Here is a 24,179-nt window from a genome sequence, read left to right as displayed (position 1 = left end):
TTTTAATATAAACGGAATGAACGTTCATTCCGTTTTCTAAACTATTGTAAAGAGGTGCTAATAAAATGGAAAACACAACTCAGTTTCCGCAGCCAAAGACATATGGCCCCCTAGGCAGCCTGCCTATCATTGATAAGGATAAGCCACTTCAGTCTTTCATGAAGCTGGCACGAGAACTTGGGCCGGTTTTTCAGTTCCAATTTCCGGGACGAATCACTACATTCGTATCCAGTGCTTCCCTCGCTAAAGAAATTTGTGATGAAACAAGGTTCGATAAGAAAGTCGGTCCAGCCCTGCAAAAAGTGAGAGCGTTTGGAGGCGATGGCCTTTTCACAAGTGAAACGACGGAGCCGAATTGGAAAAAGGCCCATAACATCCTGCTGCCCAGCTTTAGCCAGCAAGCAATGAAGGGCTATCATGCTAAAATGGTGGATCTTGCTACCCAACTCATTCAAAAATGGGCTCGCCTGAATCCGGCTGATGAGATAGATGTTCCTGAAGACATGACACGATTGACCTTGGATACGATCGGACTCTGCGGGTTCAATTATCGCTTTAACAGTTTTTATCGGGAGACCACCCATCCTTTTGTCACCAGTATGGTGCGTGCATTGGATGAAGCGATGAGCCAAACACAGCGGCTTGGCATCCAAGATAAACTGATGATCAAATCTAAAAAACAATTCAGGGAAGACATTCAATATATGTTCTCTCTAGTGGATGAATTGATTGCTGACCGAAAACAAAATGGTGATCAGGGAGAAGATGACCTTCTTTCCCATATGTTGAAAGGGGTCGACCCTGAAACGGGCGTATCACTGGATGATGAAAATATTCGTTTTCAAATCATTACCTTTTTAATAGCTGGGCATGAAACGACGAGCGGTCTCCTTTCGTTCGCCATCTATTTCCTCATGAATAACAGAGACAAGTTAAAAAAAGCGCAGCAGGAAGTCGATGAAGTGCTTGGTGATGATGTTCCTGATTACAAACAAGTGAAAAGGCTGAAATATGTCCGGATGGTGCTGAATGAAACGCTTCGTCTGTGGCCGACAGCTCCGGCGTTTTCCGTTTATGCCAAAGAAGATACCATGCTGGACGGAAAATACAATGTGAAGAAAGATGATGTGTTCTCGCTGCTCATTCCCGAGCTTCACCGTGATCCATCCGTTTGGGGTGATGACGTTGAATCGTTCATTCCTGAGCGGTTCGAGAATTTGGAGTCCATCCCATATCATGCTTATAAACCGTTTGGAAACGGGCAGCGCGCCTGTATCGGACAGCAGTTTGCCCTTCATGAAGCGACACTGGTGCTTGGCATGGTTTTACAGCACTTTGACTTGATTGATCATGAAGATTATCAATTGGATGTTAAAGAAACTTTGACTCTTAAACCGGACGGATTGACCATGCGCGTTTCACCGAGGAAGCCGGCGATGTCGTTTACCGTTGCTTCTCCAGAACCAAAATCTGCGGAAAAAGGAGCTACTGCATCTCCAATCGCATCAGCACATGGCACACCATTACTCGTCCTGTTTGGATCAAACATGGGAACAGCGGAAGGGATTGCTCGTGACCTTGCCGAAACAGGAAAGCGACAAGGCTTCAATGCCGAGGTTGCCCCTTTAAATGATTACACCGATCGGCTTCCCCGAGAAGGAGCCGTTCTCATAGTCTCGGCATCTTATAATGGAAATCCCCCTGATAATGCAGGTGACTTCGTTTCCTGGCTGAAGGAAAGCCAGGGTGACACATTGGATGGTGTTCACTATGCGATCTTCGGCTGCGGGGACCGCAATTGGGCCAATACGTACCAACGCATTCCAATCTTCATTGATGAGCGGCTGGAACAAAAAGGAGCAATGCGGCTGTCAGAAACAGGCTATGGAGATGCAAGTGATGACTTTGAAGGAGATTACGAGAAATGGACAGAAGCCCTTTGGCCGAATCTTGCCGAAACCCTGAACATTGAAGTGAATAGGAATGATCGGGTAGTCAGCTCGATTACGATGAACTTCGTAAGTGATGTGAGCGGCACACCACTTGCCCGCACCCATCATGCGTTTACATCCATTGTAAAAAGGAATTTTGAATTACAACATGAAGATAGCGGAAGAAGTACACGGCATATAGAATTAACTCTGCCAGAGGGAATACATTATCAGGAAGGCGATCATCTCGGGGTTCTTCCACAAAATCCATCGGAACTTGTTGAGCGAGTGCTCAGTCGATTTAACCTAAATGGCCAAGATTACGTGAATCTGACTGGGGATTCCGGAAAAGCTGCCCATCTTCCTACAGGAAAACCGGTAAAACTCGAGGAGTTACTATCAAACTATGTGGAGTTCCAAGAGCCCGCAACCCGGTCTCAAATAAGGGCGCTTTCCACTCATACGGTATGCCCTCCACATGTAAAAGAACTTGAAGATCTTCTTTTGGACAGTACCTATAAACAAGAAATCCTGAAAAAACGCATAACCATGCTTGACCTAATAGAAAAGTATCTTGCATGTGAAATCCCGTTTGAACGTTTCCTGGCTCTACTGCCACCTTTAAAAGCAAGATACTACTCTATCTCAAGCTCACCACTCCACAACGAAGGAGAAGCAAGCATCACCGTAAGTGTCGTCCGTGGAGAAGCTTTGAGCGGCAACGGGGAATACAAAGGAATTGCATCGAATTATTTGGCAGAACGCTCCCAAGGAGACAAAATAGCCTGCTTTATCAATACGCCGCAATCCAATTTCCAGCTCCCAGAGCAAACAGGAAAACCAATCATCATGATTGGCCCTGGAACAGGAATTGCACCATTCAGGGGATTCATACAGGCACGTCGCGTTTTAAAGGAAAAAGGTGAAACGCTAGGGATTGCCCACCTTTACTTTGGATGCCGTAATCCTGAACACGATTTTCTCTATCAAGAAGAACTCGTGCAAGCCGAACAAGAGGGCCTTGTAACACTGCACACCGCGTACTCCAGATGTCCCGGTCAAGAAAAAACATATGTCCAGAACCGATTAGCGGAAAACGCCCATGACATCCTTCCTTTATTAAAAGAAGGAGGACACCTATATATCTGCGGAGACGGAAGCAAAATGGCGCCCGATGTTGAACGAACCTTAATTGACAGCTATATGCATATCTATCAAACAACGAGAGAAGAAGCCACAGAATGGCTGCAATCATTAGAGGAGAATGGCAGATATGCGAAAGATGTTTGGGCAGGAGCATAAATAGGAGGAGCAGCGATTCTTAAGGGAATCGCTGCTTTCTTTATGAAAATACGAATAGCGGAAATTCGCGAGAAAACAGCAAAACTCACGAGTAAATAGTGCGAATTCACGAGTAAAACAGCAAAACTCACGAGTAAATAGCTTAAACTCACGAGTAAAGTGCGAATTCACGAGTAAAACAGAGCAAAGTACGAGTAAATAGTGCGAATTCGCGAGTAAAACAGAGCAAAGTACGAGTAAATAGTGCGAATTCGCGAGTAAAACAGCGAAACTCACGAGTAAATAGCTTAAACTCACGAGTAAAGTGCGAATTCACGAGTAAAACAGAGCAAAGTACGAGTAAAGTGCGAATTCACGAGTAAAACAGCAAAACTCACGAGTAAATAGCTTAAACTCACGAGTAAAGTGCGAATTCACGAGTAAAACAGAGCAAAGTACGAGTAAATAGTGCGAATTCGCGAGTAAAACAGCAAAACTCACGAGTAAATAGCTTAAACTCACGAGTAAAGTGCGAATTCACGAGTAAATCAGCAAAATTCACGAGTAAATAGCTTAAACTCACGAGTAAAACAGAGCAAAGTACGAGTAAATAGTGCAAATTAACGTGTATATCGCCCAAACTCTCGATTATATCGCTCAAATTAACGGTATATCGCCCAAACTCTCGATTATATCGCTCAAATTCACGAGTTTATCGCCCAAACTCTCGAATATATCAATCAAACTCACAAATATATCGCTCTATCTCACGAGTGAAGTAATTATTTTGCGCTAATAGAAGAATTGGAACTCATGGGAGGGCATTCATACATTGACAGAGAGCATTTACGGATTCTTTATTCATTGTTAGAATTTGAGAATGTGTTAATACTTTGGAGGCAGTAGAAGTGAGGAATGCCTGGTCAAGATCTTTCCTTTATAAATGGTTTAAGTATTTTTTAGCTTCACTCTCATTAACCAGCCTAGTCATGGTGTGGCATTAACTAACAATAAAGGGGTCACCTAAAAAATGTTTAAGTATACAGTTTGTTTTGTGAAGAAGAATAATGAACTTCTCATGCTTAACCGGGAGAAAGCTCCGATAATGGGTGTTTGGAACGGGGGGGGGCAAAATCGAGAAAGGTGAAACACCTGATATTGGTGCACAGCGTGAGGTATTTGAGGAAACTGGGATAGAGGTGGAGCCCTTTTTTTCTAAAGGAACGGTAACCTGGGAGACTCCAGAAGGTGAATTGGATGGAATATATGTATATTTGTATATGGCTGATGAGGATTTAATATATGAAACACCGAAAAAAACGCGGGAAGGCATTCTTGATTGGAAATCCATTGATTGGATACTTCATCCACTTAATCTCGGAATTGCTGAGATGGTCGCACAGTATTTGCCGGTATTAATGAAAAAAGAAGGTAACTATACATTCACTTACAAAAATGGTCAAATACCTGAAATCACCCTTACTTAAAAAAGGGATACTGCCAACTTGAGTAGTATCCCCTAAAACTCATTTCTCGAATATCGTCCCCTTTTTGAATTTAGATTCCTTAAAGGCGAACTTCATCAGAATAATATAGGCAATGCCTGTCACAATAACGCCGATGATCCAGGCCAGCTCGACTTTAATAAAGGCAGCGCCGGCACCGAAAAGCATGGCGAGCAACGCGCATGGATTATATCCTGCAAATGGCCCATCCTCTTTGTATAAATCGGCAACATTCATTTTTTGCTTTCTTAATATATAATATTCGACTAATAAAATCGAAACGATCGGACCCAAAAATGCGGAATAAATAAGAATGAACAAACCGAGGCCCTTCGCCGAAGAATCCTGTACAAGCACCCAAGGGAATGAGCAAAAGGCAAGAATTCCGGTTATGATAACGGCAACCTTATATTTCAACTTTGTAAGCAAAGTAATGACATATGTTGGCGGAATAATATTGGCAACCATATTTACCGCAATTGCACCTATAACGATAAATGCAGAAACGCCTACTGTGATATAAGGATTATCCACGACAATTGCAAACGCCTTAACGGGATTGGAAATGCCGGTAGCTGAAGCAAGCATTACACCGATTGTCAGTACGAAGCCGTATGCTAGTAAAATGGGCGAAAAATACAAAAACCCTCGTTTTGCATCACTGATGCCAGACCTAAGCTCTCTTGAATAGTCCCCTGCGCTTAAAAAGATAGCCGCATAATTCCCTAAAAACATCATGATGAAAGCAAAGAACGGCAAGCCCCATGACCCTTCAGCGTACACCCATTTTTCCGCGATGACCTCGCTATGTGATGTAAGCAGAATACCAAATACATAGACTAGCGCTAGCATGATAACAATGGATGCAAGCATTTCCACCCATTTGATGGCATGGAATCCATACAGCGAAAGCACAATTTGCACCAATTGAATCGCGACAAAGCATATGACGGTATTATCAAAAGCACCACCTGTAATGACCTTCGCGATTTCGTTTAAAGCAGTACCGCCGATCCAACTTTGAAAACCGTACCAGATGATGGCCGGGATTCCGCGCAAAAGTGATGAAATGATGGAGCCTTTCATCCCGAAGGACATTCTGAGCTGAACAACATAGGGAATACCCGTCCTGTATCCAATCCTATCATTTAAAGCAAAAATCACGGAAATGATAGCGATGGCAATGGCAGCTGCAGTAAATGTCTGTATGATGTTCAACGTTGCGGTTCCCGCTACGACCAAGCTGGCCCCAAGTGTCATATTCCCTAAATTGACGCCGTCTCCAATCCACATGAATGTATAGGATATCGGGCCAACCGTCCTATCTTCTTTTGTTCTTGGCTTCAAAGATTCATCTAAATCCGCAGCATGGTGGAACTCCGCCTCTTCTAAAGCATGACTTTCTAGATATGTAGACAATTTACACTCAACTCCTATTCGTAGTGTTATATGATATATCTAGTGATGTAATAAAAACTAACATGAGAAAAGTATACAGGTTTCATATTTAGTAATCATTAGAAGAAGTGTGAAATTTCAGATATTATTTTGTGCTTTTTAACTAAAAGAATATCAAATGAATTCTTGTAATTAACTGGGGGTAAATGAGTCTTGCTGTCTCGTTATTTGTTTGCAGTAAGTAGGTTGCTGAGGTAGCCTTTTTCTTATGGGAAAAACGGGGCAGGGTAATGTTAAACCTTGAAATTCGTTAAAAAATTATATCAGTGTGTAGAGATATTGGTCTTTTTTATTGACCAAAAATATATGTCTCACGATACGTCTGCCATCTGAAATATTTTTAATGGGGATGATCATATGCACGATGAAACAAGATTACCGCGAAATGGAAAAGACTTTGTATTATTCTTAGCGATTATATCAATACTTTCAGTCAACATTATCCACCACTTATTATGGGATTTAAATTTGGATTCAGTAAAGAAGTGTATTTGGAAACCTTACGAGTAATTCCATTTGTATGGATTTGTGTCATTTTATTAGTAACACTTGTTGTAAATCCTCTAGTTAATAAACTCGTACAAAAGTTTATTGAACCTACGGACGGTTTTAATGCAAGGGTGTTATTCACGATATTATTCAGCGTAACCATCCTGTCCATTTTACTGACGGTTATCGGATCTTGGATTGGCATGAGGGAAATTAGTTTGGAGCCGATTCAGACGTTCTTTTATGACTGGCCACGCAACTTTTTCATCGCATTTTGGGTTGAAGCTTTGATCGCACAGCCGATAGCAAGATTTGCAATGAAAAAATTACATGCAAGCCAGGCCCGTAAAGCAGTAAATGCGTAACATTTAACTAAATTAAAAGCCCATATAGCCGATTGGTTTTATTAAAAAACCAGTCGGCTTTTTCATGCAGAAAAACATATCATTCGTTTTTGCAGTATGAGTCCTACAGAGGAAGATAGCTATATTTTATATAAAAATTACTATCGGTAGGGTAGTGGATAAGGGAAATTTAAACAATTGAAAAAAACTCTAATTAAAGAGTCTGGAAATTTTAGTTATGGCATTTTAATTGGTGAATTTAATTGATAATAATCCCTATATGAACGATAAGATACAATTTTTTTATCCTGAGAATGTGCATCTAACTGCAAAATCTTAGATTTATTGGTTTCTAAATAATAATTATATCCTTCTGTTTCTAAACTATAGAAGGCATAGGAAATTCCAAGCATTTGTTTCTTGGTGACTTTTACATCAGGGTGATGTTGTATTAGATCAGCTAATTGTTGTACAGTTGTTGATGGAATGTCTGCGATATTAAATAATGTTTCCTTAATATTAGTCTTTACTTTATTCAAAGTTGTTTTTGCCTTATGTTTGATTTTGGAATGTCTTGACATAAATATCACTCCTACTCTGAGTATAGTTGGGATTTATTATGCTTATTTCCAATCAGCAAACAAGGTAAACACAAATTTGCGTTAAAAACTATTTGAAAAATGTTCAACCATAAATATTTGGCTGACTATAATAATTTTTGAAGGGGAATTTAGTGATACTTTATGGATTGGCATAGTCCTAACTGTTCTTGTTTATGTTCTTGGTGATTTGTTTATTTTCCGTAATATCAGGTGATACTCAGTTACACAAAAAGAAATATAATTGTAGCTGTATCCGATGAGATTTTAACATTGCAATGGTTTATTTAATGGGACAAGATATATTTGTAGGTGACAATGACCTAATTAATGCAGCACTTCTTTGCTAATGTTGTCGACATGGGAGAATGGTTCGTTCTTTTATAAGTATCTCGATAACAATGTATTGGACGAGAAACCTGTCCATCATAGAGCAACTTCCTAAAGAAAGGGACTCCACAAAGGGTCCCTTTTTAAAATGTATTAATAAAGCTTGAGATTAAAGATACAGTTAAAAAAGAGTGATTGTTTGCAGGCAATATGTTAATAACTTTTACTGCAAGTAAATCAAACAATTTGTTTTAAAACTTCCTAGTATTTTAGTGGATATAATGCATCAGAAAGGGCTTGTTCAACTCGGTGCTTTTGTTCACGATCAAAGGTTGCGGCGGTCTTTTTTATTGTGCTCGGGGCAGGTTAGTTAAAGGTTCGCGAAGGGCGAGCGATGATATATGGATATAAACAATCGAAAGGAATATTGTGATATAGAAATGTTTCAAATAAGCGGGGTTTATTATTTATCGTGACTAAACTTTTTTGTAGTTTAAATCTTGAAAAAGCGGGAAATGTTACTTATACCAAAAAAAGGAGGTAATATAATGACTAATAGCACTTTCTTGCCAACTAAAAGTTCTTCCCAAAATGTAGAGGCAGAACTAAGAAATCAAGAGGTAGAACTAAGAAATCAAGAGGTAGAACCAAGAAATCAAGAGGTAGAACTAAGAAATCAAGAAGTAGAACCAAGAAATCAAGATAGGAATCTATTTTTTAAAGGAGTCATTGTAGGAGGAATCATTGGTGGGGCTCTATCTCTTCGTGATTACCGCACAAGAATGAAGGTGATGGACACAGCTGCAAGTATGAAGGAATCTACAGTAGAATTAATCTCACAGGTGAAGGAAAATCCTAAGGATACAAAGGAAGAGCTCGTTCAACGATTTAACTCAGCTTCTACATCCCTCAAAGAAGCAATTCAGGAAGCTCAGTCCATCTATAACTTGGTAGATGATCAATTGTTAGGTATAACAAAAGGAAAGAAATCGGTCGCTAATAACATTGCCAATGCAGCAAATTTAGTGGATGTAGCGGTTGAAGCGAAGGAGAAAGCGAAAGAAACTGTTACTAAAGTTTCGGAGGCTGGAAAATCTCTAACAGGGTCTCAATTGACTATCTCAGATAGGGAGAAACAAAATATACAAAAATAGCAGACAAAAGGTACAATCAGCCGCCATCCCTGGTGGCTTTTTCTAATTGAAAGGGAAATTCGCTAAGTGTGAAGAAATGCTTAAACGAACAGGTGCTTTACTTCAATAACTAAGTCGTTGCATCAACCTTTATGCAATTGAAGGGACAGGTAAAGGTAGATTTTGTTAATATTAATAGTTGAAGAATATATAGAATATTCGGTTATCATAAACTTGGAGGTGTGGAGGAGGAAAAATGAAGATAATAGAACTGCCAATTGAATTTGAATTTAATGGGCAAAAAAATTACATTAATCCTAGCTTGATTATTTTGAAGAATGAACTAACCTTGGTCGATACAGGGTATCCAAATTTTTTACCTTTAATTGAAAATGAAATTATAAAAAATGGTTATGAAATGAAGAATTTAAAAAATATAATCATTACTCATTATGATATTGATCATATAGGTTCCTTATATGATTTCAAGGAAAAGTATCCTTTGATTAACATTATAGCCAGTGAAGTAGAATCAAAATATATTAGTGGTGAAATGAAGTCAGAGAGATTGGTTCAAGCCGAAGAAATGCTGGAAAATATGCCAAATCAAGAAATCGAATTCGGTAAATGGTTTATACAACAATTAAAGAATTTGAACCATGTTTCCATTGATGAAAAGGTACATGATGGTGATTTGATTTTAGATAACGAATGTAGAGTAGTAGCAACACCAGGGCATACTTCAGGGCATATTTCTTTATATATTCCAAATTTAAAAAGTGTAATAACAGGTGACACAGCTGTTAAAGAGAATCATGAATTGGTCATTGCTAATCCACACTTTTGTTTAAATGTTAAGGAAGCAGAACAGTCTTTAATAAGGATTAAAAATCTTAAAGCTGAAAATTACTATTGTTATCATGGTGGAAAATTCACTTTATAATTGGGTTTTGCTTAAGATTGGAGCTGTCTTTAGGCAGCTTTTTCTTATGTGCTTGAAGTATTTATTGCGGGTTATGACAGCTTCGCTGGTACTACGTAAAAACCGAACTTTTTACAGTTCGGTCAAGCAAAGGTGGGGGGATATAACCTTTGGAAACTATATTGTTTACTAGTTTGAATATTTTTGTAGAATCATAATATATTAATAATTCTGCTGTTCACTTCCAACAGGAAATGAAACCCCCATATTTCGTAAAGCTTCTTTTGCTTGATTTAAATAGGATTCTGCTTGTTCTTGCCATTTGATAATCACTTTAATAAAGGCTATATATTCAGGTCTTGCATTTTCTTCCATTATTTTTAATCCTTCACTTACTTTTTTATCTTGGGTTTGAGCGTTCATTATACAAGCTGTCATTGTTTCTATAATGGTTTGCTGTTGCTCACCATTTTTTAGCCTTTGGGCTGATCCCACTGCGGTTACACGGTGATATGAAGCAGGGATTAGATGGTTATGCATCTCGCGACTTCCTTTTAAATCTTTGGTTTCTGGTATATGGAAAAGCTCACTACTCATAGCACATACCATTTCTTCAGCATATAAACTTTGATGTAACATATATAAAATAGGTTCCCAGTTGTTTACTCGATAATAATAATCATTCGGATACAAAAAAACATCTCCTCTTTCAGTACATTTTATAGTTATCATTTAGGATCGAAATTAATGAAATTGTATTATCCATCATATGTTTATTAATTTTGTCCAGTTCAAATAATATTGCAAAGGTTACACATGATAACTTATTCCTAAATGTCAACTGAATATGTACCTTTACCGCCTATATGAGAAAATACATATAAATCCAACATTTTATCCTCTGAACAGAGATGGAGACTATTGCTGTCATTTTTATTTTGGATTTGGTGGAGGTTTCGCCTTAATAGTCGTTTTGTTTATACTCTTAATCATTGTTGGATGTGGTTGTTTGTAAGGCGGGAGATGGGGATAAAAAAGCTCGACCTTTATTGGTCGGGCTTTTTAAATTTAATCTAAGTATCCTCAATTTTTGAATCAGTTGAGATACTGTTTTAATATTTCTAATCCTATTTTTAACTCATCGAATGAGTTTGTTGAAGATAGTGCAATACGCAAATACATATCAGGGGTGGTCTGTCCGCTTTGAAAACGATTGGAATGAAAAACTCGAATACCGCGCCTTTTCAAATCCGTTTCCAGCTGTAACGCATCATTATGTCCTTTAATTGGAAGCCAACGATAAAGACTGAGAGGATGTCCAACATCCTTTTCTAAAGGAAAATATTCCGAATAAATATCATTTGCAGTCTGTGCAAGCCGTTTCTTTTGAGAAACAATTTCATGAGCCTTTCCTGATAGGATTAGCTGTGTGATAACCTCTGCATCAAAAGAAGAGGTCTTTACATTAATGTTGAAAATGGCCTGGGCAATTTTCTTGCGAAAGGCCTCCCCATAAACCATATAGGCAACTCTCAATCCAGAACATATTGACTTAGAGGTGCCGCAAATATAAACGCTATGTTCTGGGAGTAAATGGAACATTGGCTGCCGGTAGTCGGAGATAATGCCTGCAGTCAGAAATGCATGAATATCATCCTCAATCAAAATTAAACGATGCTTTCGGATGACCGCAGCTAATTCTTGCTTACGAATATCCGACATCATGATTGTGGTTGGATTGTTGCAAGAGGGCATCAGGAAAATGCCGTCAATATTTGTTTGACAACTCTGCTTTTCAAGTTCATCTGGCAGCATTCCATAATGGTCTCCGGGAATGGGCACTAACTTAATATGAAACATCTTTGCCAGCTCGATAAAGTTTGAATATGTGTATAAGTCGGTTGCAATTCTATTACCAGGCTCAAACAAAGCAGCCAAGGCTATGGCCAATGCATTTTGGGCACCGGAAACGATTGCTATATGCTCTTGATCCGCATGAATGCCGAAAGATTCCATCCAGTTTAGAGCTGCTGTTTTTTGATGTGGAATTCCAGTCGGATCGTTGTAATTCAGCAGCTGCTCCAAATAACTTTTGTTCACAGTTTTTTGTAAAGTTTCTGATACAATATCATTGGTTTGCTCAAAAGATGCCACAAAACCAAGATCAATGCTGTTTGCCGTTTTATCCGCGGAAATGGTTATAGAACGAGTGGCATTAGGAGCCACAAAGGTTCCGCTTCCCGTAACGGCATATATCAATCCCTTTACTTCGCATATTTTGTAGGAACGGGTAATCGTGGTGAAGTTTAAGTCTAGAAAATCTGCCAATTCTCGTTGCGGGGGCAACTTGGTTCCAGGTGCTAAAAAACCATTTGTTATATCTTGTTCAAGTAATGATGCAAGAGATTTATAAAAAGGACGCTTTAATGCTTTCTTATCAGGTTTCCAAGACATTGGATAATTGTCAAATGAATTTACGGGCATAGTTCACCTCTACTATCTTATTCCATACAATCATATCATTATTTGTATGGAATTCTAATGATGAAACGGTATGATTTGAGTTGGCTTTAAATGAATATAAGGTGATTAGCCTATCAGAACCCCCGTTTTGATAAAAAGGGGGAATTTTATTTTAAATTGTAATCCATACAATTAACTTGTTTTTTGTACGGATTTTGTATGTTAAGTTTAAATAAATTTAGCCATCAGGATGTGATTTAAATGAAAAAACGAACTCAAATGATAACTGCATTTCGTGCGGCTTTTCCGTACACAGTGCCCATTTTGGCAGGCTTTTTATTTTTAGGCATCGCTTATGGAATCTTTATGAATTCATTAGGGTTCAGTGCGATTTACCCGATATTGATGAGTCTAACGATATTTGCAGGATCAATGGAGTTTATTGCAGCCAATTTATTGCTTGTCGCGTTCAATCCGATTAACGCCCTTTTTCTAACCTTAATGGTGAATGCACGGCATTTGTTTTATGGCATATCCATGCTTGATAAATATAGGGGGACCGGTAAGAAAAAGCTGTATCTGATTTTTGGGCTTTGCGATGAGTCTTTTTCCATCAATTGTACCGTTGATGTACCGAAGGATGTAGATAAGGGCTGGTTTATGTTCTTCGTGACACTGCTCAATCATTGCTATTGGGTGATAGGATCAGCGATTGGCGGCATTTTTGGCTCTTTTGTTAAATTCAATACAGAAGGACTCGATTTTGTTATGACGGCTCTCTTTGTAGTGATTTTCATTGAACAATGGATGAAAGAGAAAAAACATCATAGTGCTCTCGCTGGGCTTGGGCTGTCAGCTGTCTGTCTTATTATTTTTGGCGGAAGCAATTTCATTATCCCTGCCATGTTTGCCATTTTGGGGGTACTCACCTTACTTAGAAAGCCATTAGAGAAAGTTGAGGTGAGTACCATATGACAATGACTTTAACGCAGCAAATCATTACAATTGCGATGGTTGTTTTAGGCACAATGCTTACAAGATTTCTTCCCTTCATCGTTTTCCCATCAGGTAAACCAACACCGAAGTATGTACAGTATCTCGGTAAAATGCTGCCATCTGCAGTAATTGGGCTTTTGGTCATTTATTGTTTAAAGGATGTAAGCTTACAATCCGGAAGTCACGGCATCCCTGAATTTATTGGGGTGGCGGTAGTTGCCCTGCTTCACGTTTGGAAGAAAATGATGCTTCTCTCCATAGCGGGGGGAACGATTGTCTACATGCTGCTGGTTCAATTGGTTTTTTAAATGGATAATAGTCAGCACATCCAATTCACTGATATCAATGGTATTGGAAGGGGCAGGTAATAGTGAAGAAGAAAATTGATGAAGATAAAATTCATGAAAAACACTATGAACAAATTCATGAACAAGTGAAAAACGATCCGTATGCTCTGTCGTTAGGCATTCAGTTAACGAATTTCGAGGCAGGTTTTGCAGAAGCAACGTTAGAAGTGCAAAGCACTATGGTAAATGCATATGGAACTGTTCACGGGGCAGTCATTTATGCTGTAGCAGATCATGCTTTTTCCGTAGCCTGTAATGCCTATGGAAAAACATCATTAGGCCTCTCCACAACCATCCAGTTTATTGAATCAGCTAAACCCGGAGACAAGATAGTAGCCCGTGCAACGGAAGTCAAACGAAACTATCGGACAGGATTTTATCGAATAGACGTCTTTCATGAGGAAAACCTGATTGCAACCATGGAGGCAGTGTCATACCGTAAGGATCATTATTTTATTGAACTTGATGAACAAGATTAAAGCAGTTTAATAGTTTGTTCAGAGCTGTCCTCAAGACAGCTTTTTCATATTAAAGGGTGCTGTTTGTTCTTTGTTCATGTTGTTTAGTGAAGGAATCCTCGATAATATATATTTTGAACGTTGGTAATTTTGTTAAAAAAAGGTATTGTTCCGAATCATTTACATTGCTTTTATTTTGCGAGAAAATAAAGGTACAATTAATACTTATTTAGCTTAGGATTATAGACTATAAACGATAATGAGGTAGGAAAAAATGATTGCAAAAACAGAAGAAGATTTTAATGGTTTGAAGGAAATTGGCAAAATTGTTGCCTCGATAAGAGATGAATTGGTACAAAGAACAATTCCGGGGATTACGACCAAAGAACTTGATGATGTAGCCGGAGAACTTTTAGAAAAGGCAGGTGCAGTTTCGGCTCCAAAAGGTGAATATGATTTTCCAGGCTATACTTGCATTAGCACTAATGAAGAAGTAGCACATGGTATTCCGGGTCTTCGGGTTATTCATGAAGGGGATCTAGTGAATATTGATGTATCTGCTTCAAAGAACGGTTATTTCGCAGATACAGGAATCTCATTTGTAGTAGGGGAGGGTGACGAAGTATTAACGAAATTATGCGACGTTGCTAAAAAGGCATTTGAAGCAGGTCTTAAGAAAGCAAAACCCGGTTCCAAAAAAAGCAGAATCGGAAAAGCAGTATTCGAAACAGCGGGACAGCATGGATTCACTGTTATCAAAAACCTTACAGGACATGGCGTTGGACGTGGTATACACGAAGCACCTGACCATATTTGTAATTATAATGATCCATGGGATAATGAACTATTAAAGGAAGGGATGGTTATCGCATTCGAACCATTTATCTCAACCTTTGAAGAAGAAGTATTCCAAAAAGAAGATGGTTGGACCTATGCAACAGAAAAAAGCTTTGTAGCTCAATTGGAACATACGATTATCCTTACTAAAAATGGTCCGATTATTGTCACCCTTTAATTCAAGCTTAGACATAATGTATAAACATAAGTATTTCGTATACCGTGTAGTAAATTTAAATGGGGTAACGTATAAATTCGTAGAATGTTACTCGCTCTAAAACAAGAAGGATTCGATCACCCACGCAAAAATAAGGGAGTTGCTTTAGCAGCTCTTTTTCTTATGGAGTTAAAGGGGCAGGGAAATACGGTAACTTTATTTGGAAACTATGTTAAGATTGGGGTATTAATGTTGAAAGGCGTTAGAATATGAGTCAAGACAATCCAAAAACGAAGATATACTTTTGGCTATCTGTTACGCTTTTACTCTGTGGAATTATTTCTTGGATTCCTTATTTGGTCTTTAAAATTGAAGTATCTTATGGGATGCTAACATTTGTTCTTAACCCAATTGGAGTAATATTAGGTCCTTTTTCAAACAATAGATTAATAGCCTTAAGCAATTTATTTATGGTCTTTAGTTTTATTCCTGTTATGATATTTGTATATCTAACAAGAGGGTACATTCCTATGCTAGATAGGCTTTTGTTATGTGAAAATGACACTCCTTCTAAAAACAATAAAGAAAAACTTATTGTGTCGCAGTTCGAAAAAATTGTAGTAATAAATAGGATGATAATCGTTCAACTAACAGGTGCTTCACTTCACTAAGGAAGGTTGCTGCGGCATCCTGTTTCATATGAAACTAACGGGGTCAGGTTAGTTCAAGAAGAAAAAGGGAAGATACTAATCAATTAGACTTCCGCTTTACGTTATAAGAGAATAGAATATAAATAAAAAGGTGATTACAATTAAAAAAGTAAAAAGTATCCTATTTTTTCTTCTTGGATCCATATCTCTTTTGATTGGTATTGCAGGGACTGTGTTACCAGTTCTGCCGGGCGGTCCGTTTTACTTATTTGCTGCTTTTTGCTTTGCTAAAAGTTCCAAGTCGATTGAAAACTGGTTCAAAAGCACTTCATTATATGAAAAATACGTTGAAGCATTCCTGCAAAAAAAAGGTATGACTCGAAAAGAGAAAATCAGAATCAATTTAATTGCCGATTTCTTCATCGTAATTTCTGTATTTTATGTGGACATCCCATTAGTGAAAATCTTATTGGTAGTGCTCGCCCTCTACAAACATTATTATTTCATAAAAAAAATTAAGACAATTGACCGAAACAGTACGGGAAAAAGAGCTTTTTGAACCTTCAACTAATGGAGTTGCTTCGGCAGCTCTTTTTTTAATGGAGCTAAAGGGACAGTATAGTTAAATAAGAACAAAGAGGAAATCCCATGGTTCTAAGCGTTATAAGCACCAGTAACAAAAGGCATTGTTTCTTACCATCAGTTCGGTAACAAAGTGCCAACATGCATTAAGTGGGTCCCTGCATAACATCATGTGCGTAAACGCTAGTTTTGCTGACAAGTGGTAGTTTGTTATAGGATAATGGTGATATATTTGATGGGCAAAATATTAGGGTAAAACTCCATAATGAAGGAAGTGCTAAATGATGAATTTAGAAATGGTTATGCAGGAGCTTGAAGCCCTTGGCAAGGAACGAACTAAAAAAATGTACATATCCAATGGTGCACATGAGCCGCTTTTTGGCGTGGCTACAGGCGCCATGAAATCAATTGTAAGGAAAATAAAAATAAATCAGCATTTAGCTGAAGAGCTTTATTCGACAGGCAACTATGATGCAATGTACTTTGCAGGCATTATTGCAGACCCAAAAGCCATGACTGAGTCTGATTATGATCGTTGGATGGATGCTGCGTATTTTTATATGCTGTCCGATTATGTAGTGGCTGTAACTTTATCAGAGTCAGATATTGCACAAGAAGTTTCTGATAAATGGATTGCAAGCGGTGAAGAGCTGAGAATGTCAGCGGGCTGGAGTTGCTACTGTTGGCTTTTAGGTAATCGACTAGACGTTGAATTTTCAGAAAGCAAGATTTCCACTATGCTTGACCTTGTGAAAAATACGATTCACGATTCGCCAGAAAGAACGAAATCCGCTATGAATAATTTTCTATACACCGTGGGGATTTCATATTTGCCTCTCCATGAAAAGGCAGTCGAGACCGCAAAAGCAATAGGAATAGTAGAAGTCAAACGGGACAAGAAAAAAAGCAGTTTTCTAAATGCTTATGAAAGTATTCAAAAAGAAGTCGGTAAAGGAAAGCTTGGTTTTAAACGCAAGCATGTAAGATGTTAAAATTAGCCTCGTGAATTTGAAGTGTAATTTCAATAATGGAGCTTGCTTTGGCAGCTCTTTTTCATTGTTGATGAACCAATACACAATAAATGTGGGGTGAATTATACTTGAAGTCATTTCAACTGAACGAAAAAACAAGATCTTTTTTATCGGAATATCAATTATTTGAAGATGACTTGATACAACAAGTTCAGTTGCAGCACCGTTTGGAATTAGTAGCAGCATTTGGGATTCAAAAAGGAATGCGTGTATTAGAAATAGGTTGTGGTCAAGGGGATACAACCGTTGCAATAGCAGACGCAGTAGGGGAAAGCGGATGTGTTGTCGCAATAGATATTGCTAATCCCGATTACGGAGCACCGTTAACATTAGGTCAAGCAGCAGAGCGTATTAAGAAATCTTCATTAGGAGAACGTATTGACTTCCATTTTGAAATGGATTTTGATTTTTTTGAATCACCTATACCATTTGATGTGGCGGTTTTATCCCATTGTTCATGGTATTTCAAGCAACCAGAGGATTTATTGAATTACTTTAAAAAAATTCGTAAATTGGCAGAACATATATGTTTTGCAGAATGGGACCTCGATTTTACCTGCATTTCTCAACGTCCCCATTTTTGTGCAGTTTCCATTCTGGCATTGTATTCAAACTTCGTAAAGAATGAAGGAAATATCCAAAACTTGTTTCATAAAACTCAAATTCACCAGCTACTCCAACAAGCAAATTTTGAAGTGGTAAAACAACTTACAGTCGATGCAATATTATTACAAGACGGTCACTGGGAAAAAAGTTATGCAAATAGTATCCGTGCAGAATTTATTAAAGTTCCTTACATGATACAAACGTTGATAACTGGTTATTATGAACTGATGAACAATTCGAATGATAAGGAGAATTCATTAAATAGTTTCATTGTTTGTGCAAAGTAATGAGTTCCTCATTTGAAGATATGCTTTTTGGTACTTTAACAAACGAGTTCAAAATCCAGAGCTGCCGAATTGGTTGCTTTTTTGCTTATGCTGATAAAGGAGTAAAAACATTAAATTTGATTAATTCAACTAAAAGTATCGCTTTAATGAGCTGTGACGATCACAATCAGCTCGTTTTCTTATGCAACGAACGGGTGCGAAGTTCATTAGTCTCACTAAAAATAATCAAACTGAATACTAAATCACAAGAAAATCCATTTTGATCAATCTTTTTTCAAAATGGATTTTTTTATTTACGCTAATATCGGGGTTAAAGAGGACATTTTGATTAATCATTATTTCAAAGCTACAGCAGTTAAAACATTTCAGTAACTTCCCATGATTCGACTATTTGATGCGCCAACCTTGGATCATATCCTTTACCCATCAGATAGGCAATAGCTGCAATTTCCATCATTGCATGAGGGACAGATGTTTTTTGAGCTTCGTTTAAACCATACTGTACCCAAGGGCCAACCTGTGACAATGTCTCTTGTTTGAGCTGGTGTGGGTTAGTGTAAGAAGGATACACAATATTACATCCTTTCAAAAAATATAGTTAAATATCACAATCCTATTTTATGCACCTTAACTCATCTCGTGTTCGATAATCTCTAATTTTATAGATAAAAGTTATGGGTCAAAGGATGTCCTTCTTCAACAATGAAGGGAGGGGAGTTTAAGTGGGAAATTGCACAAGTGTTACTAATTAAAGTATTGTAACTTCCTCGAGAAGAAACAATCAACCTAAAAGAATGTAAACTAAATCAGGTTCAAAGTGAAATTTTTGAAATTGGTTAAACTAGGGGTATCGATTGATCCTTCAAAGATTTATAAAAAACGTTGACAAAGTCCACTAATCGCAATAAAGTATTAGTGGATAAAGTCCACTAAAAAGGAAGTCTATAATGAATATAAATAAAAATACCATTGCAGATATCCGGCAATTCAACAGATTTTATACGAATATACTTGGTGTGTTGGATAAGCATATTTTGGATACCGGATATTCTTTCACTGAGGCACGGGTAATTTTAGAAATCGGTTTGATGGAGCAGTGTATAGCAAACAATTTAGTTGATAAACTGGAAATTGATCGCAGCTATATGAGCAGAATAATTAATAAGTTAAGAAAAGATGGACTGGTTATGAAGGAAAACTCGGCCCTGGACAACAGAACTAGTCTAATTCGGCTGACTCCTGAAGGGTTGACTCTTTTTGACCAGCTAAATGAAAGATCTGATGAACAATTAGTGAGGTTATTCCAAGGATTATCACAAAACGAAATAAAAGAAATCCATGCTTCTATGATGTTCATTCAGAAGAAATTGGATAGTTTGGGGAGATTATAGGATGATACGTTTTGAAAATGATTATACAGAAGGTGCTCATAAGCGAATTCTGAAACGATTAATAGAAACCAATGAAGAACAAACACCCGGATATGGAGTGGATGAACACTGTGAAAAAGCGAGAGCCTACATTCGAAAAGAGTGTGATGCTGCAAATGCAGATATACACTTTTTAGTAGGAGGAACACAAACGAATACAACTATTATCGCTTCAATTTTGCGGCCGCATCAAGGTGCAGTTTCTGCAATTACCGGTCATATCGCGGTACATGAAACAGGAGCAATTGAAGCCACCGGTCATAAAGTGCTTACTTTGCCGAGTGATGATGGAAAAATTCAAGCTGGACAGGTGAAAGAATTATATGATGCTCACTGGAATGATGTTACTCATGAGCATATGGTACAGCCAGGATTGGTTTACATTTCTAACCCTACAGAAAATGGAACGACTTATAGTAAAGCCGAATTGGAAGCTTTAAGTGAAGTTTGCCGGGAATGTGGTTTGCCATTGGTATTGGATGGCGCTAGATTAGGGTATGGCTTGGCTTCGAAAGGCAGCGATTTAACCTTGGCGGATGTTGCAAGGCTATGTGATGTGTTCTATATAGGGGGAACGAAAGTTGGAGCAATGTTTGGTGAAGCGGCAGTCATCATGAATGACGCCCTGAAAAAGGATTTCCGCTATTTCATCAAGCAAAAGGGAGGGATGCTGGCTAAAGGGAGACTTTTAGGGATCCAGTTTGAAACCTTATTTGAAGATGGCTTATACTATGAAGTTTCTAATCATGCCGTGGAAATGTCAATGATGATTCGAGAAGCATTTGTTGAAAATGGATTTTCATTACGATATGATTCCACATCAAATCAGCAATTTCCCATCTTGCCGGAAGATGTAATACTGGAATTAGGTAAAAAGTATTCATTCTCCTTCTGGGAAAAAGTCGATGCTACACATAGTGCTGTGAGATTTTGTACCAGTTGGGCTACGAAAAAAGAACATGTTGACATGCTCGTAGAGGATATCAAGGCAATAAAAGGAGAAAAAAATGGCCACGATAGAGTTATATTTAGAGAATAGTTATCTAAAAGAATGTTCGGCAAATATCGTTTCAATACAAGACCGGTTTGTTGTGTTCGATCAAACCATTTTTTATCCAGGCGGCGGTGGGCAGCCTTGTGACCGGGGGATCATTAAACAAGGTGATGAAACATATAATATATTAACAGTAAACAAAGTAGATGGTGAAATTATTCATGAACTGGAACGTCCATTACAGGACATTGATCAAACAGCAGAAATGCAGATTGACTGGTCTTGGCGGTTTCAGAATATGCAGTATCACACATTATTGCATGCCATTTCAGGTTATTTATATAAACATTACAATGCTTTAGCTACAAGCAGTCAAATTGACAAAGAACATGCGAGATTAGAGCTGTCTTTTTCTCCTGGAATAATGGAAGAAATCCCATTTGATTCATTAGAACAATCGATAAAGAAGGTACTGGCACAACCCCATAATGTTAACACGAAAACAATTACCAGAGCTGAAGCAGAGCAAAAAGAAGGGGTTATTAAAACGGTCATTAATTTACTGCCAGCTTCGCTTAACGAAATTCGAATCGTTCAAATAAATGATATTGATGAGCAAGCATGTGGCGGAACCCACGTCAACAACACAAATGAAATTAAAGACTTTTCCATTATGAAAATTCAACAAAAAGGTCCCACGAAAAAAAGGATCAAAATTCAACTATTGGATTAAATTGAATGAGGAATATAAAGATACGTTTTTGTAATTTGGTATTAAGCTAAGTCGGAAGCATCGTCCCTGTTTTTTAATTCAATTGACTATCAATGATGTAAATGATTATTATTACTACAAGAGTTAATTCGCTTAAAGAAGGTGTTGGACTAATATGACCTGGGTTTTGAATGTTTCAAACCACCTAATCGGTAATGCAGAATCTCTAGCTGAAGAAATTGTTGCAGGTGTTCTGCATAGTATGGAATTAGAAATTCCACTGTGGGAAAAAGAGCAAGCCATAAAAATGTATATTGAATTTATAAATTTTTTAGGTGATTCACTTTTGGTCATGGATGAGGGAGTGCCACAAACACTCATTGAATGGAGTAATAAGAACGCAGCTGGACAGGTATCCCCCGAAGGGAAAATTTCAGAGATAATTGTTCGTTATCCGCCAACGAGGGACATTTTTACCGACATTATTACGAAAATCAGCTTAGAGTTTGAGCTTTCATTAAAAGATCATTCCTTCATTATTAAGCGGATAAACAATATGTTGGACATAAGCCTTAATGAAACCATTTTTGCTTTCGAACGCCTTTCCGACGAATATAAGGAGAAAACGCAAAGAGAACTGGATGAACTTTCAGCGCCAATTGTAATGATTAAAGATGGTATGGCGGTACTCCCATTGATTGGTATTATAGATTCATATAGGGCGAATTACATTATGGAAAAAGTCGTACCAAAAATTTCTGAACTACGGTTAAACTATGTGATTGTTGACTTCTCAGGCATATTGAAAATAGATACAGATATTGCACGTCATCTTCATCAAATAGGACAAATGCTTGATTTGCTAGGAATACAAACCCTTACAACAGGGCTACGCCCTGAATTAGCCAAAACCGTTGTAAATAGCGGAATTAATATGTCGGAAATTACTTCTTTCGCAAACGTTAAGCAAGCATTAGAAAGCATTAAATAATACTATTATACCAGCAATATATCTGCTGGATTTTTTTATTCAATGGCTCGGTTAAAACAATTATGTTATGTTTCTTCTTTAGTCCAACGGGGCAGGTCAAGTTCAACAGGTGATTGCTTATTGTCGTGGTTGTTACTGTTTAATGTCAGTGGAGGCTGTTGAACTTCTAAGATCCAAAGGTGTTAATGCATTTCGTTTAGAGGAAGGTATACATGATTGGAAGAAATTTCAGAATGATAAATGAGGTTTTGACAAATGTCTAGTAAAACATATCAAATGAACCAGAGTTACGTAGATTCTCAAGAAAAGCAAAAAATGTTATACAAACGTACATTAATTATTATAAGTATTTCACAAATTTTTGGCGGTGCTGGGTTAGCGGCTGGAGTTACGGTGGGGGCACTTCTTGCACAACAAATGCTTGGCACAGATGCATTTGCTGGACTTCCTTCGGGTTTATTTACTTTAGGGTCTGCAGGGGCTGCTTTAATCGTAGGTAGACTTTCTCAACGTTACGGTCGTCGTACAGGTCTAACAGCTGGTTTTATGATTGGTGGACTTGGAGCAATAGGAGTCATAACCGCAGCTATAATAAATAGCGTTTTCCTTTTATTTGCTTCCCTGCTTATTTATGGTGCAGGAACAGCGACAAATTTACAAGCTCGTTACGCTGGTACGGACTTAGCAAACAATAAACAACGAGCTACTGCTATTAGTATTACTATGGTGTTTACAACATTTGGTGCAGTTGCAGGTCCGAATTTAGTGAATGTAATGGGGGATTTTGCTCTTTCTATTGGCGTTCCATCACTTGCTGGTCCTTTCATTTTATCAGCAGCAGCATTTATCTTAGCAGGTCTTGTACTTTTCTTTTTGCTTCGCCCAGACCCATTAGTTATAGCTAGAACAATAGAAGCGTCCAACCAGGAAAGTAATCGAATGGAATATTCGACTGATACTGAACAAATAGAAAACAAAAGAGGTATTATGGTTGGTGCGACAATTATGGTTCTTACTCAAATTGTAATGGTGGCTATTATGACAATGACACCAGTTCATATGAGACATCATGGACATGACTTGGGTGAAATAGGTCTCGTTATTGGATTTCATATAGCTGCAATGTATCTTCCTTCACTGGTTACAGGTGTCCTTGTTGATAAGTTTGGCCGTACTGCCATGGCTGTTGCCTCTGGAGCTACGCTGCTTCTGGCAGGTTTAATATCAGCGATTGCACCAGGCGATTCTATGATTCTTCTAGTAATTGCTCTTTCTTTACTAGGATTAGGATGGAATTTTGGTTTAATAAGCGGGACTGCTCTTATCGTTGATTCAACTGACACTTCAAATCGGGCTAAAACTCAAGGTACAGTGGATGTTTTAATTGCATTATCAGGAGCTTCTGGCGGCGCCTTATCAGGAATGATTGTGGCCGGTTCAAGTTATACAACATTATCATTTATTGGAGGTTTATTATCTTTATTATTGATTCCAGTGGTAATCTGGTCTCGGGGAAGTAAAAAATAAAAAACTGATTTCTCTACGAAATCAGTTTTTTTTTTGATCTAACAAGTGCTTTACTTCATTGCCAGGAGCTGATCTGCAGCTCCTTTTCTTATGCAACAAACGTGGCATAATGCCCCCTC

General features: G+C 38.0%; 24 protein-coding genes. 19 read left to right on the top strand and 5 right to left on the bottom strand.

Annotated elements, in window-relative coordinates:
• Positions 1 to 65 precede the first annotated feature (65 nt).
• On the top strand, positions 66 to 3,233 hold the full coding sequence (locus tag ACIQZD_RS06025; protein WP_402899428.1) for a bifunctional cytochrome P450/NADPH--P450 reductase: 3,168 nt from the start codon (positions 66 to 68) through the stop codon (positions 3,231 to 3,233).
• A gap of 1,088 nt (positions 3,234 to 4,321) precedes the next feature.
• Positions 4,322 to 4,699, top strand: coding sequence for an NUDIX domain-containing protein (locus tag ACIQZD_RS06020; protein ID WP_402899425.1), 378 nt, complete (start codon positions 4,322 to 4,324; stop codon positions 4,697 to 4,699).
• Positions 4,700 to 4,738: 39 nt separating this feature from the next.
• Here the strand turns inward: ACIQZD_RS06020 and ACIQZD_RS06015 are convergent, their stop codons facing one another.
• On the bottom strand, positions 4,739 to 6,136 hold the full coding sequence (locus tag ACIQZD_RS06015) for an NCS1 family transporter (RefSeq protein ID WP_402899420.1): 1,398 nt from the start codon (positions 6,134 to 6,136) through the stop codon (positions 4,739 to 4,741).
• A gap of 530 nt (positions 6,137 to 6,666) precedes the next feature.
• Between ACIQZD_RS06015 and ACIQZD_RS06010 the strand changes: the two genes are divergently transcribed.
• Positions 6,667 to 7,029 carry a hypothetical protein gene (locus ACIQZD_RS06010; protein WP_402899416.1) on the top strand — a complete coding sequence of 121 codons (363 nt, stop codon included), beginning with the start codon at positions 6,667 to 6,669 and terminating at the stop codon, positions 7,027 to 7,029.
• A gap of 215 nt (positions 7,030 to 7,244) precedes the next feature.
• Here ACIQZD_RS06010 and ACIQZD_RS06005 read toward each other — a convergent pair whose 3' ends face one another.
• The gene (locus tag ACIQZD_RS06005) at positions 7,245 to 7,589 is read right to left on the bottom strand and encodes a hypothetical protein (protein ID WP_402899413.1); all 345 of its coding nucleotides are present in this window, start codon (positions 7,587 to 7,589) and stop codon (positions 7,245 to 7,247) included.
• 896 nt (positions 7,590 to 8,485) lie between these two features.
• On the opposite strand from ACIQZD_RS06005, the gene ACIQZD_RS06000 reads away from it, so the two are divergent.
• Both ACIQZD_RS06000 and ACIQZD_RS05995 read left to right on the top strand, forming a co-directional pair.
• On the top strand, positions 8,486 to 9,091 hold the full coding sequence (locus tag ACIQZD_RS06000; RefSeq protein WP_402899410.1) for a hypothetical protein: 606 nt from the start codon (positions 8,486 to 8,488) through the stop codon (positions 9,089 to 9,091).
• Positions 9,092 to 9,326: 235 nt separating this feature from the next.
• Entirely contained in the window at positions 9,327 to 10,013 is a 687-nt protein-coding gene (locus ACIQZD_RS05995; RefSeq protein WP_402899407.1) for an MBL fold metallo-hydrolase, read from the top strand.
• A gap of 201 nt (positions 10,014 to 10,214) precedes the next feature.
• On the opposite strand, the gene ACIQZD_RS05990 is transcribed toward ACIQZD_RS05995, so the two are convergent.
• On the bottom strand, positions 10,215 to 10,685 hold the full coding sequence (locus ACIQZD_RS05990) for a hypothetical protein (protein ID WP_402899404.1): 471 nt from the start codon (positions 10,683 to 10,685) through the stop codon (positions 10,215 to 10,217).
• A gap of 208 nt (positions 10,686 to 10,893) precedes the next feature.
• On the opposite strand from ACIQZD_RS05990, the gene ACIQZD_RS05985 reads away from it, so the two are divergent.
• Positions 10,894 to 11,007 carry a YjcZ family sporulation protein gene (locus tag ACIQZD_RS05985; protein WP_402899980.1) on the top strand — a complete coding sequence of 38 codons (114 nt, stop codon included), beginning with the start codon at positions 10,894 to 10,896 and terminating at the stop codon, positions 11,005 to 11,007.
• Between the two features lie 80 nt (positions 11,008 to 11,087).
• Here ACIQZD_RS05985 and ACIQZD_RS05980 read toward each other — a convergent pair whose 3' ends face one another.
• On the bottom strand, positions 11,088 to 12,476 hold the full coding sequence (locus ACIQZD_RS05980) for an aminotransferase-like domain-containing protein (RefSeq protein ID WP_402899401.1): 1,389 nt from the start codon (positions 12,474 to 12,476) through the stop codon (positions 11,088 to 11,090).
• Between the two features lie 240 nt (positions 12,477 to 12,716).
• Between ACIQZD_RS05980 and azlC the strand changes: the two genes are divergently transcribed.
• The 8 genes from azlC (at position 12,717) to ACIQZD_RS05940 (ending at position 18,406) form a co-directional block, all read left to right on the top strand.
• Positions 12,717 to 13,430 carry an azaleucine resistance protein AzlC gene (azlC, locus tag ACIQZD_RS05975; RefSeq protein WP_402899397.1) on the top strand — a complete coding sequence of 238 codons (714 nt, stop codon included), beginning with the start codon at positions 12,717 to 12,719 and terminating at the stop codon, positions 13,428 to 13,430.
• Positions 13,427 to 13,759, top strand: a complete 333-nt coding sequence (locus tag ACIQZD_RS05970) for a branched-chain amino acid transporter permease (RefSeq protein ID WP_402899392.1) — start codon at positions 13,427 to 13,429, stop codon at positions 13,757 to 13,759. Before azlC ends, ACIQZD_RS05970 begins: the two co-directional genes overlap by 4 nt.
• A 62-nt stretch (positions 13,760 to 13,821) precedes the next feature.
• A complete protein-coding gene (locus tag ACIQZD_RS05965) occupies positions 13,822 to 14,277 on the top strand; it encodes a PaaI family thioesterase (RefSeq protein WP_402899389.1) in 456 nt (151 codons plus the stop codon).
• 253 nt (positions 14,278 to 14,530) lie between these two features.
• Positions 14,531 to 15,271, top strand: coding sequence for a type I methionyl aminopeptidase (gene map / locus ACIQZD_RS05960; RefSeq protein ID WP_402899386.1), 741 nt, complete (start codon positions 14,531 to 14,533; stop codon positions 15,269 to 15,271).
• A 248-nt stretch (positions 15,272 to 15,519) separates the two neighbouring features.
• Entirely contained in the window at positions 15,520 to 15,921 is a 402-nt protein-coding gene (locus tag ACIQZD_RS05955; RefSeq protein ID WP_402899383.1) for a hypothetical protein, read from the top strand.
• A 130-nt stretch (positions 15,922 to 16,051) separates the two neighbouring features.
• Complete coding sequence (locus tag ACIQZD_RS05950; RefSeq protein WP_402899380.1) at positions 16,052 to 16,459, top strand: YbaN family protein; 408 nt, start codon at positions 16,052 to 16,054, stop codon at positions 16,457 to 16,459.
• A gap of 307 nt (positions 16,460 to 16,766) precedes the next feature.
• Complete coding sequence (locus ACIQZD_RS05945; protein ID WP_402899977.1) at positions 16,767 to 17,474, top strand: DNA alkylation repair protein; 708 nt, start codon at positions 16,767 to 16,769, stop codon at positions 17,472 to 17,474.
• 107 nt (positions 17,475 to 17,581) lie between these two features.
• The gene (locus tag ACIQZD_RS05940; RefSeq protein WP_402899377.1) at positions 17,582 to 18,406 is read left to right on the top strand and encodes an SAM-dependent methyltransferase; all 825 of its coding nucleotides are present in this window, start codon (positions 17,582 to 17,584) and stop codon (positions 18,404 to 18,406) included.
• 355 nt (positions 18,407 to 18,761) lie between these two features.
• On the opposite strand, the gene ACIQZD_RS05935 is transcribed toward ACIQZD_RS05940, so the two are convergent.
• Entirely contained in the window at positions 18,762 to 18,977 is a 216-nt protein-coding gene (locus ACIQZD_RS05935; RefSeq protein WP_402899374.1) for a hypothetical protein, read from the bottom strand.
• Between the two features lie 376 nt (positions 18,978 to 19,353).
• Here ACIQZD_RS05935 and ACIQZD_RS05930 point away from each other — a divergent pair, with 376 nt between their 5' ends.
• From ACIQZD_RS05930 to ACIQZD_RS05910, 5 genes are all read left to right on the top strand, one after another.
• Positions 19,354 to 19,797 (top strand): MarR family winged helix-turn-helix transcriptional regulator, encoded by a 444-nt coding sequence (locus ACIQZD_RS05930; protein WP_402899371.1) that lies wholly within the window; start codon positions 19,354 to 19,356, stop codon positions 19,795 to 19,797.
• Between the two features lies 1 nt (position 19,798).
• Positions 19,799 to 20,875: a threonine aldolase family protein gene (locus tag ACIQZD_RS05925; protein WP_402899368.1), complete on the top strand. Its 1,077-nt coding sequence runs from the start codon at positions 19,799 to 19,801 to the stop codon at positions 20,873 to 20,875.
• Positions 20,844 to 21,563 (top strand): alanyl-tRNA editing protein, encoded by a 720-nt coding sequence (locus ACIQZD_RS05920; protein WP_402899365.1) that lies wholly within the window; start codon positions 20,844 to 20,846, stop codon positions 21,561 to 21,563. The genes ACIQZD_RS05925 and ACIQZD_RS05920 overlap by 32 nt, the downstream gene beginning before the upstream one ends.
• A 154-nt stretch (positions 21,564 to 21,717) precedes the next feature.
• Positions 21,718 to 22,533, top strand: a complete 816-nt coding sequence (locus ACIQZD_RS05915) for an STAS domain-containing protein (protein ID WP_402899362.1) — start codon at positions 21,718 to 21,720, stop codon at positions 22,531 to 22,533.
• Positions 22,534 to 22,788: 255 nt separating this feature from the next.
• Positions 22,789 to 24,060 carry an MFS transporter gene (locus ACIQZD_RS05910; protein WP_402899359.1) on the top strand — a complete coding sequence of 424 codons (1,272 nt, stop codon included), beginning with the start codon at positions 22,789 to 22,791 and terminating at the stop codon, positions 24,058 to 24,060.
• The last annotated feature ends 119 nt before the right edge of the window (positions 24,061 to 24,179 follow it).

Origin of the sequence: Peribacillus sp. NPDC096447 (assembly GCF_044762725.1) — a bacterium.
Classification (GTDB): Bacteria; Bacillota; Bacilli; order Bacillales; family DSM-1321; genus Peribacillus.
This window is presented reverse-complemented; position numbering and strand designations above follow the sequence as displayed.

Excerpts from the sequence above, each read along its gene's own strand:
- ACIQZD_RS06025 (WP_402899428.1), top strand. The coding sequence starts at position 66 with ATGGAAAACACAACTCAGTTTCCGCAGCCAAAGACATATGGCCCCCTA.
- ACIQZD_RS06005 (WP_402899413.1), bottom strand. The coding sequence starts at position 7,589 with ATGTCAAGACATTCCAAAATCAAACATAAGGCAAAAACAACTTTGAAT.
- ACIQZD_RS06000 (WP_402899410.1), top strand. The coding sequence starts at position 8,486 with ATGACTAATAGCACTTTCTTGCCAACTAAAAGTTCTTCCCAAAATGTA.
- ACIQZD_RS05995 (WP_402899407.1), top strand. The coding sequence starts at position 9,327 with ATGAAGATAATAGAACTGCCAATTGAATTTGAATTTAATGGGCAAAAA.
- ACIQZD_RS05980 (WP_402899401.1), bottom strand. The coding sequence starts at position 12,476 with ATGCCCGTAAATTCATTTGACAATTATCCAATGTCTTGGAAACCTGAT.
- azlC (WP_402899397.1), top strand. The coding sequence starts at position 12,717 with ATGAAAAAACGAACTCAAATGATAACTGCATTTCGTGCGGCTTTTCCG.
- ACIQZD_RS05970 (WP_402899392.1), top strand. The coding sequence starts at position 13,427 with ATGACAATGACTTTAACGCAGCAAATCATTACAATTGCGATGGTTGTT.
- map (WP_402899386.1), top strand. The coding sequence starts at position 14,531 with ATGATTGCAAAAACAGAAGAAGATTTTAATGGTTTGAAGGAAATTGGC.
- ACIQZD_RS05955 (WP_402899383.1), top strand. The coding sequence starts at position 15,520 with ATGAGTCAAGACAATCCAAAAACGAAGATATACTTTTGGCTATCTGTT.
- ACIQZD_RS05945 (WP_402899977.1), top strand. The coding sequence starts at position 16,767 with ATGAATTTAGAAATGGTTATGCAGGAGCTTGAAGCCCTTGGCAAGGAA.
- ACIQZD_RS05930 (WP_402899371.1), top strand. The coding sequence starts at position 19,354 with ATGAATATAAATAAAAATACCATTGCAGATATCCGGCAATTCAACAGA.
- ACIQZD_RS05925 (WP_402899368.1), top strand. The coding sequence starts at position 19,799 with ATGATACGTTTTGAAAATGATTATACAGAAGGTGCTCATAAGCGAATT.
- ACIQZD_RS05920 (WP_402899365.1), top strand. The coding sequence starts at position 20,844 with ATGGCCACGATAGAGTTATATTTAGAGAATAGTTATCTAAAAGAATGT.
- ACIQZD_RS05915 (WP_402899362.1), top strand. The coding sequence starts at position 21,718 with ATGACCTGGGTTTTGAATGTTTCAAACCACCTAATCGGTAATGCAGAA.
- ACIQZD_RS05910 (WP_402899359.1), top strand. The coding sequence starts at position 22,789 with ATGTCTAGTAAAACATATCAAATGAACCAGAGTTACGTAGATTCTCAA.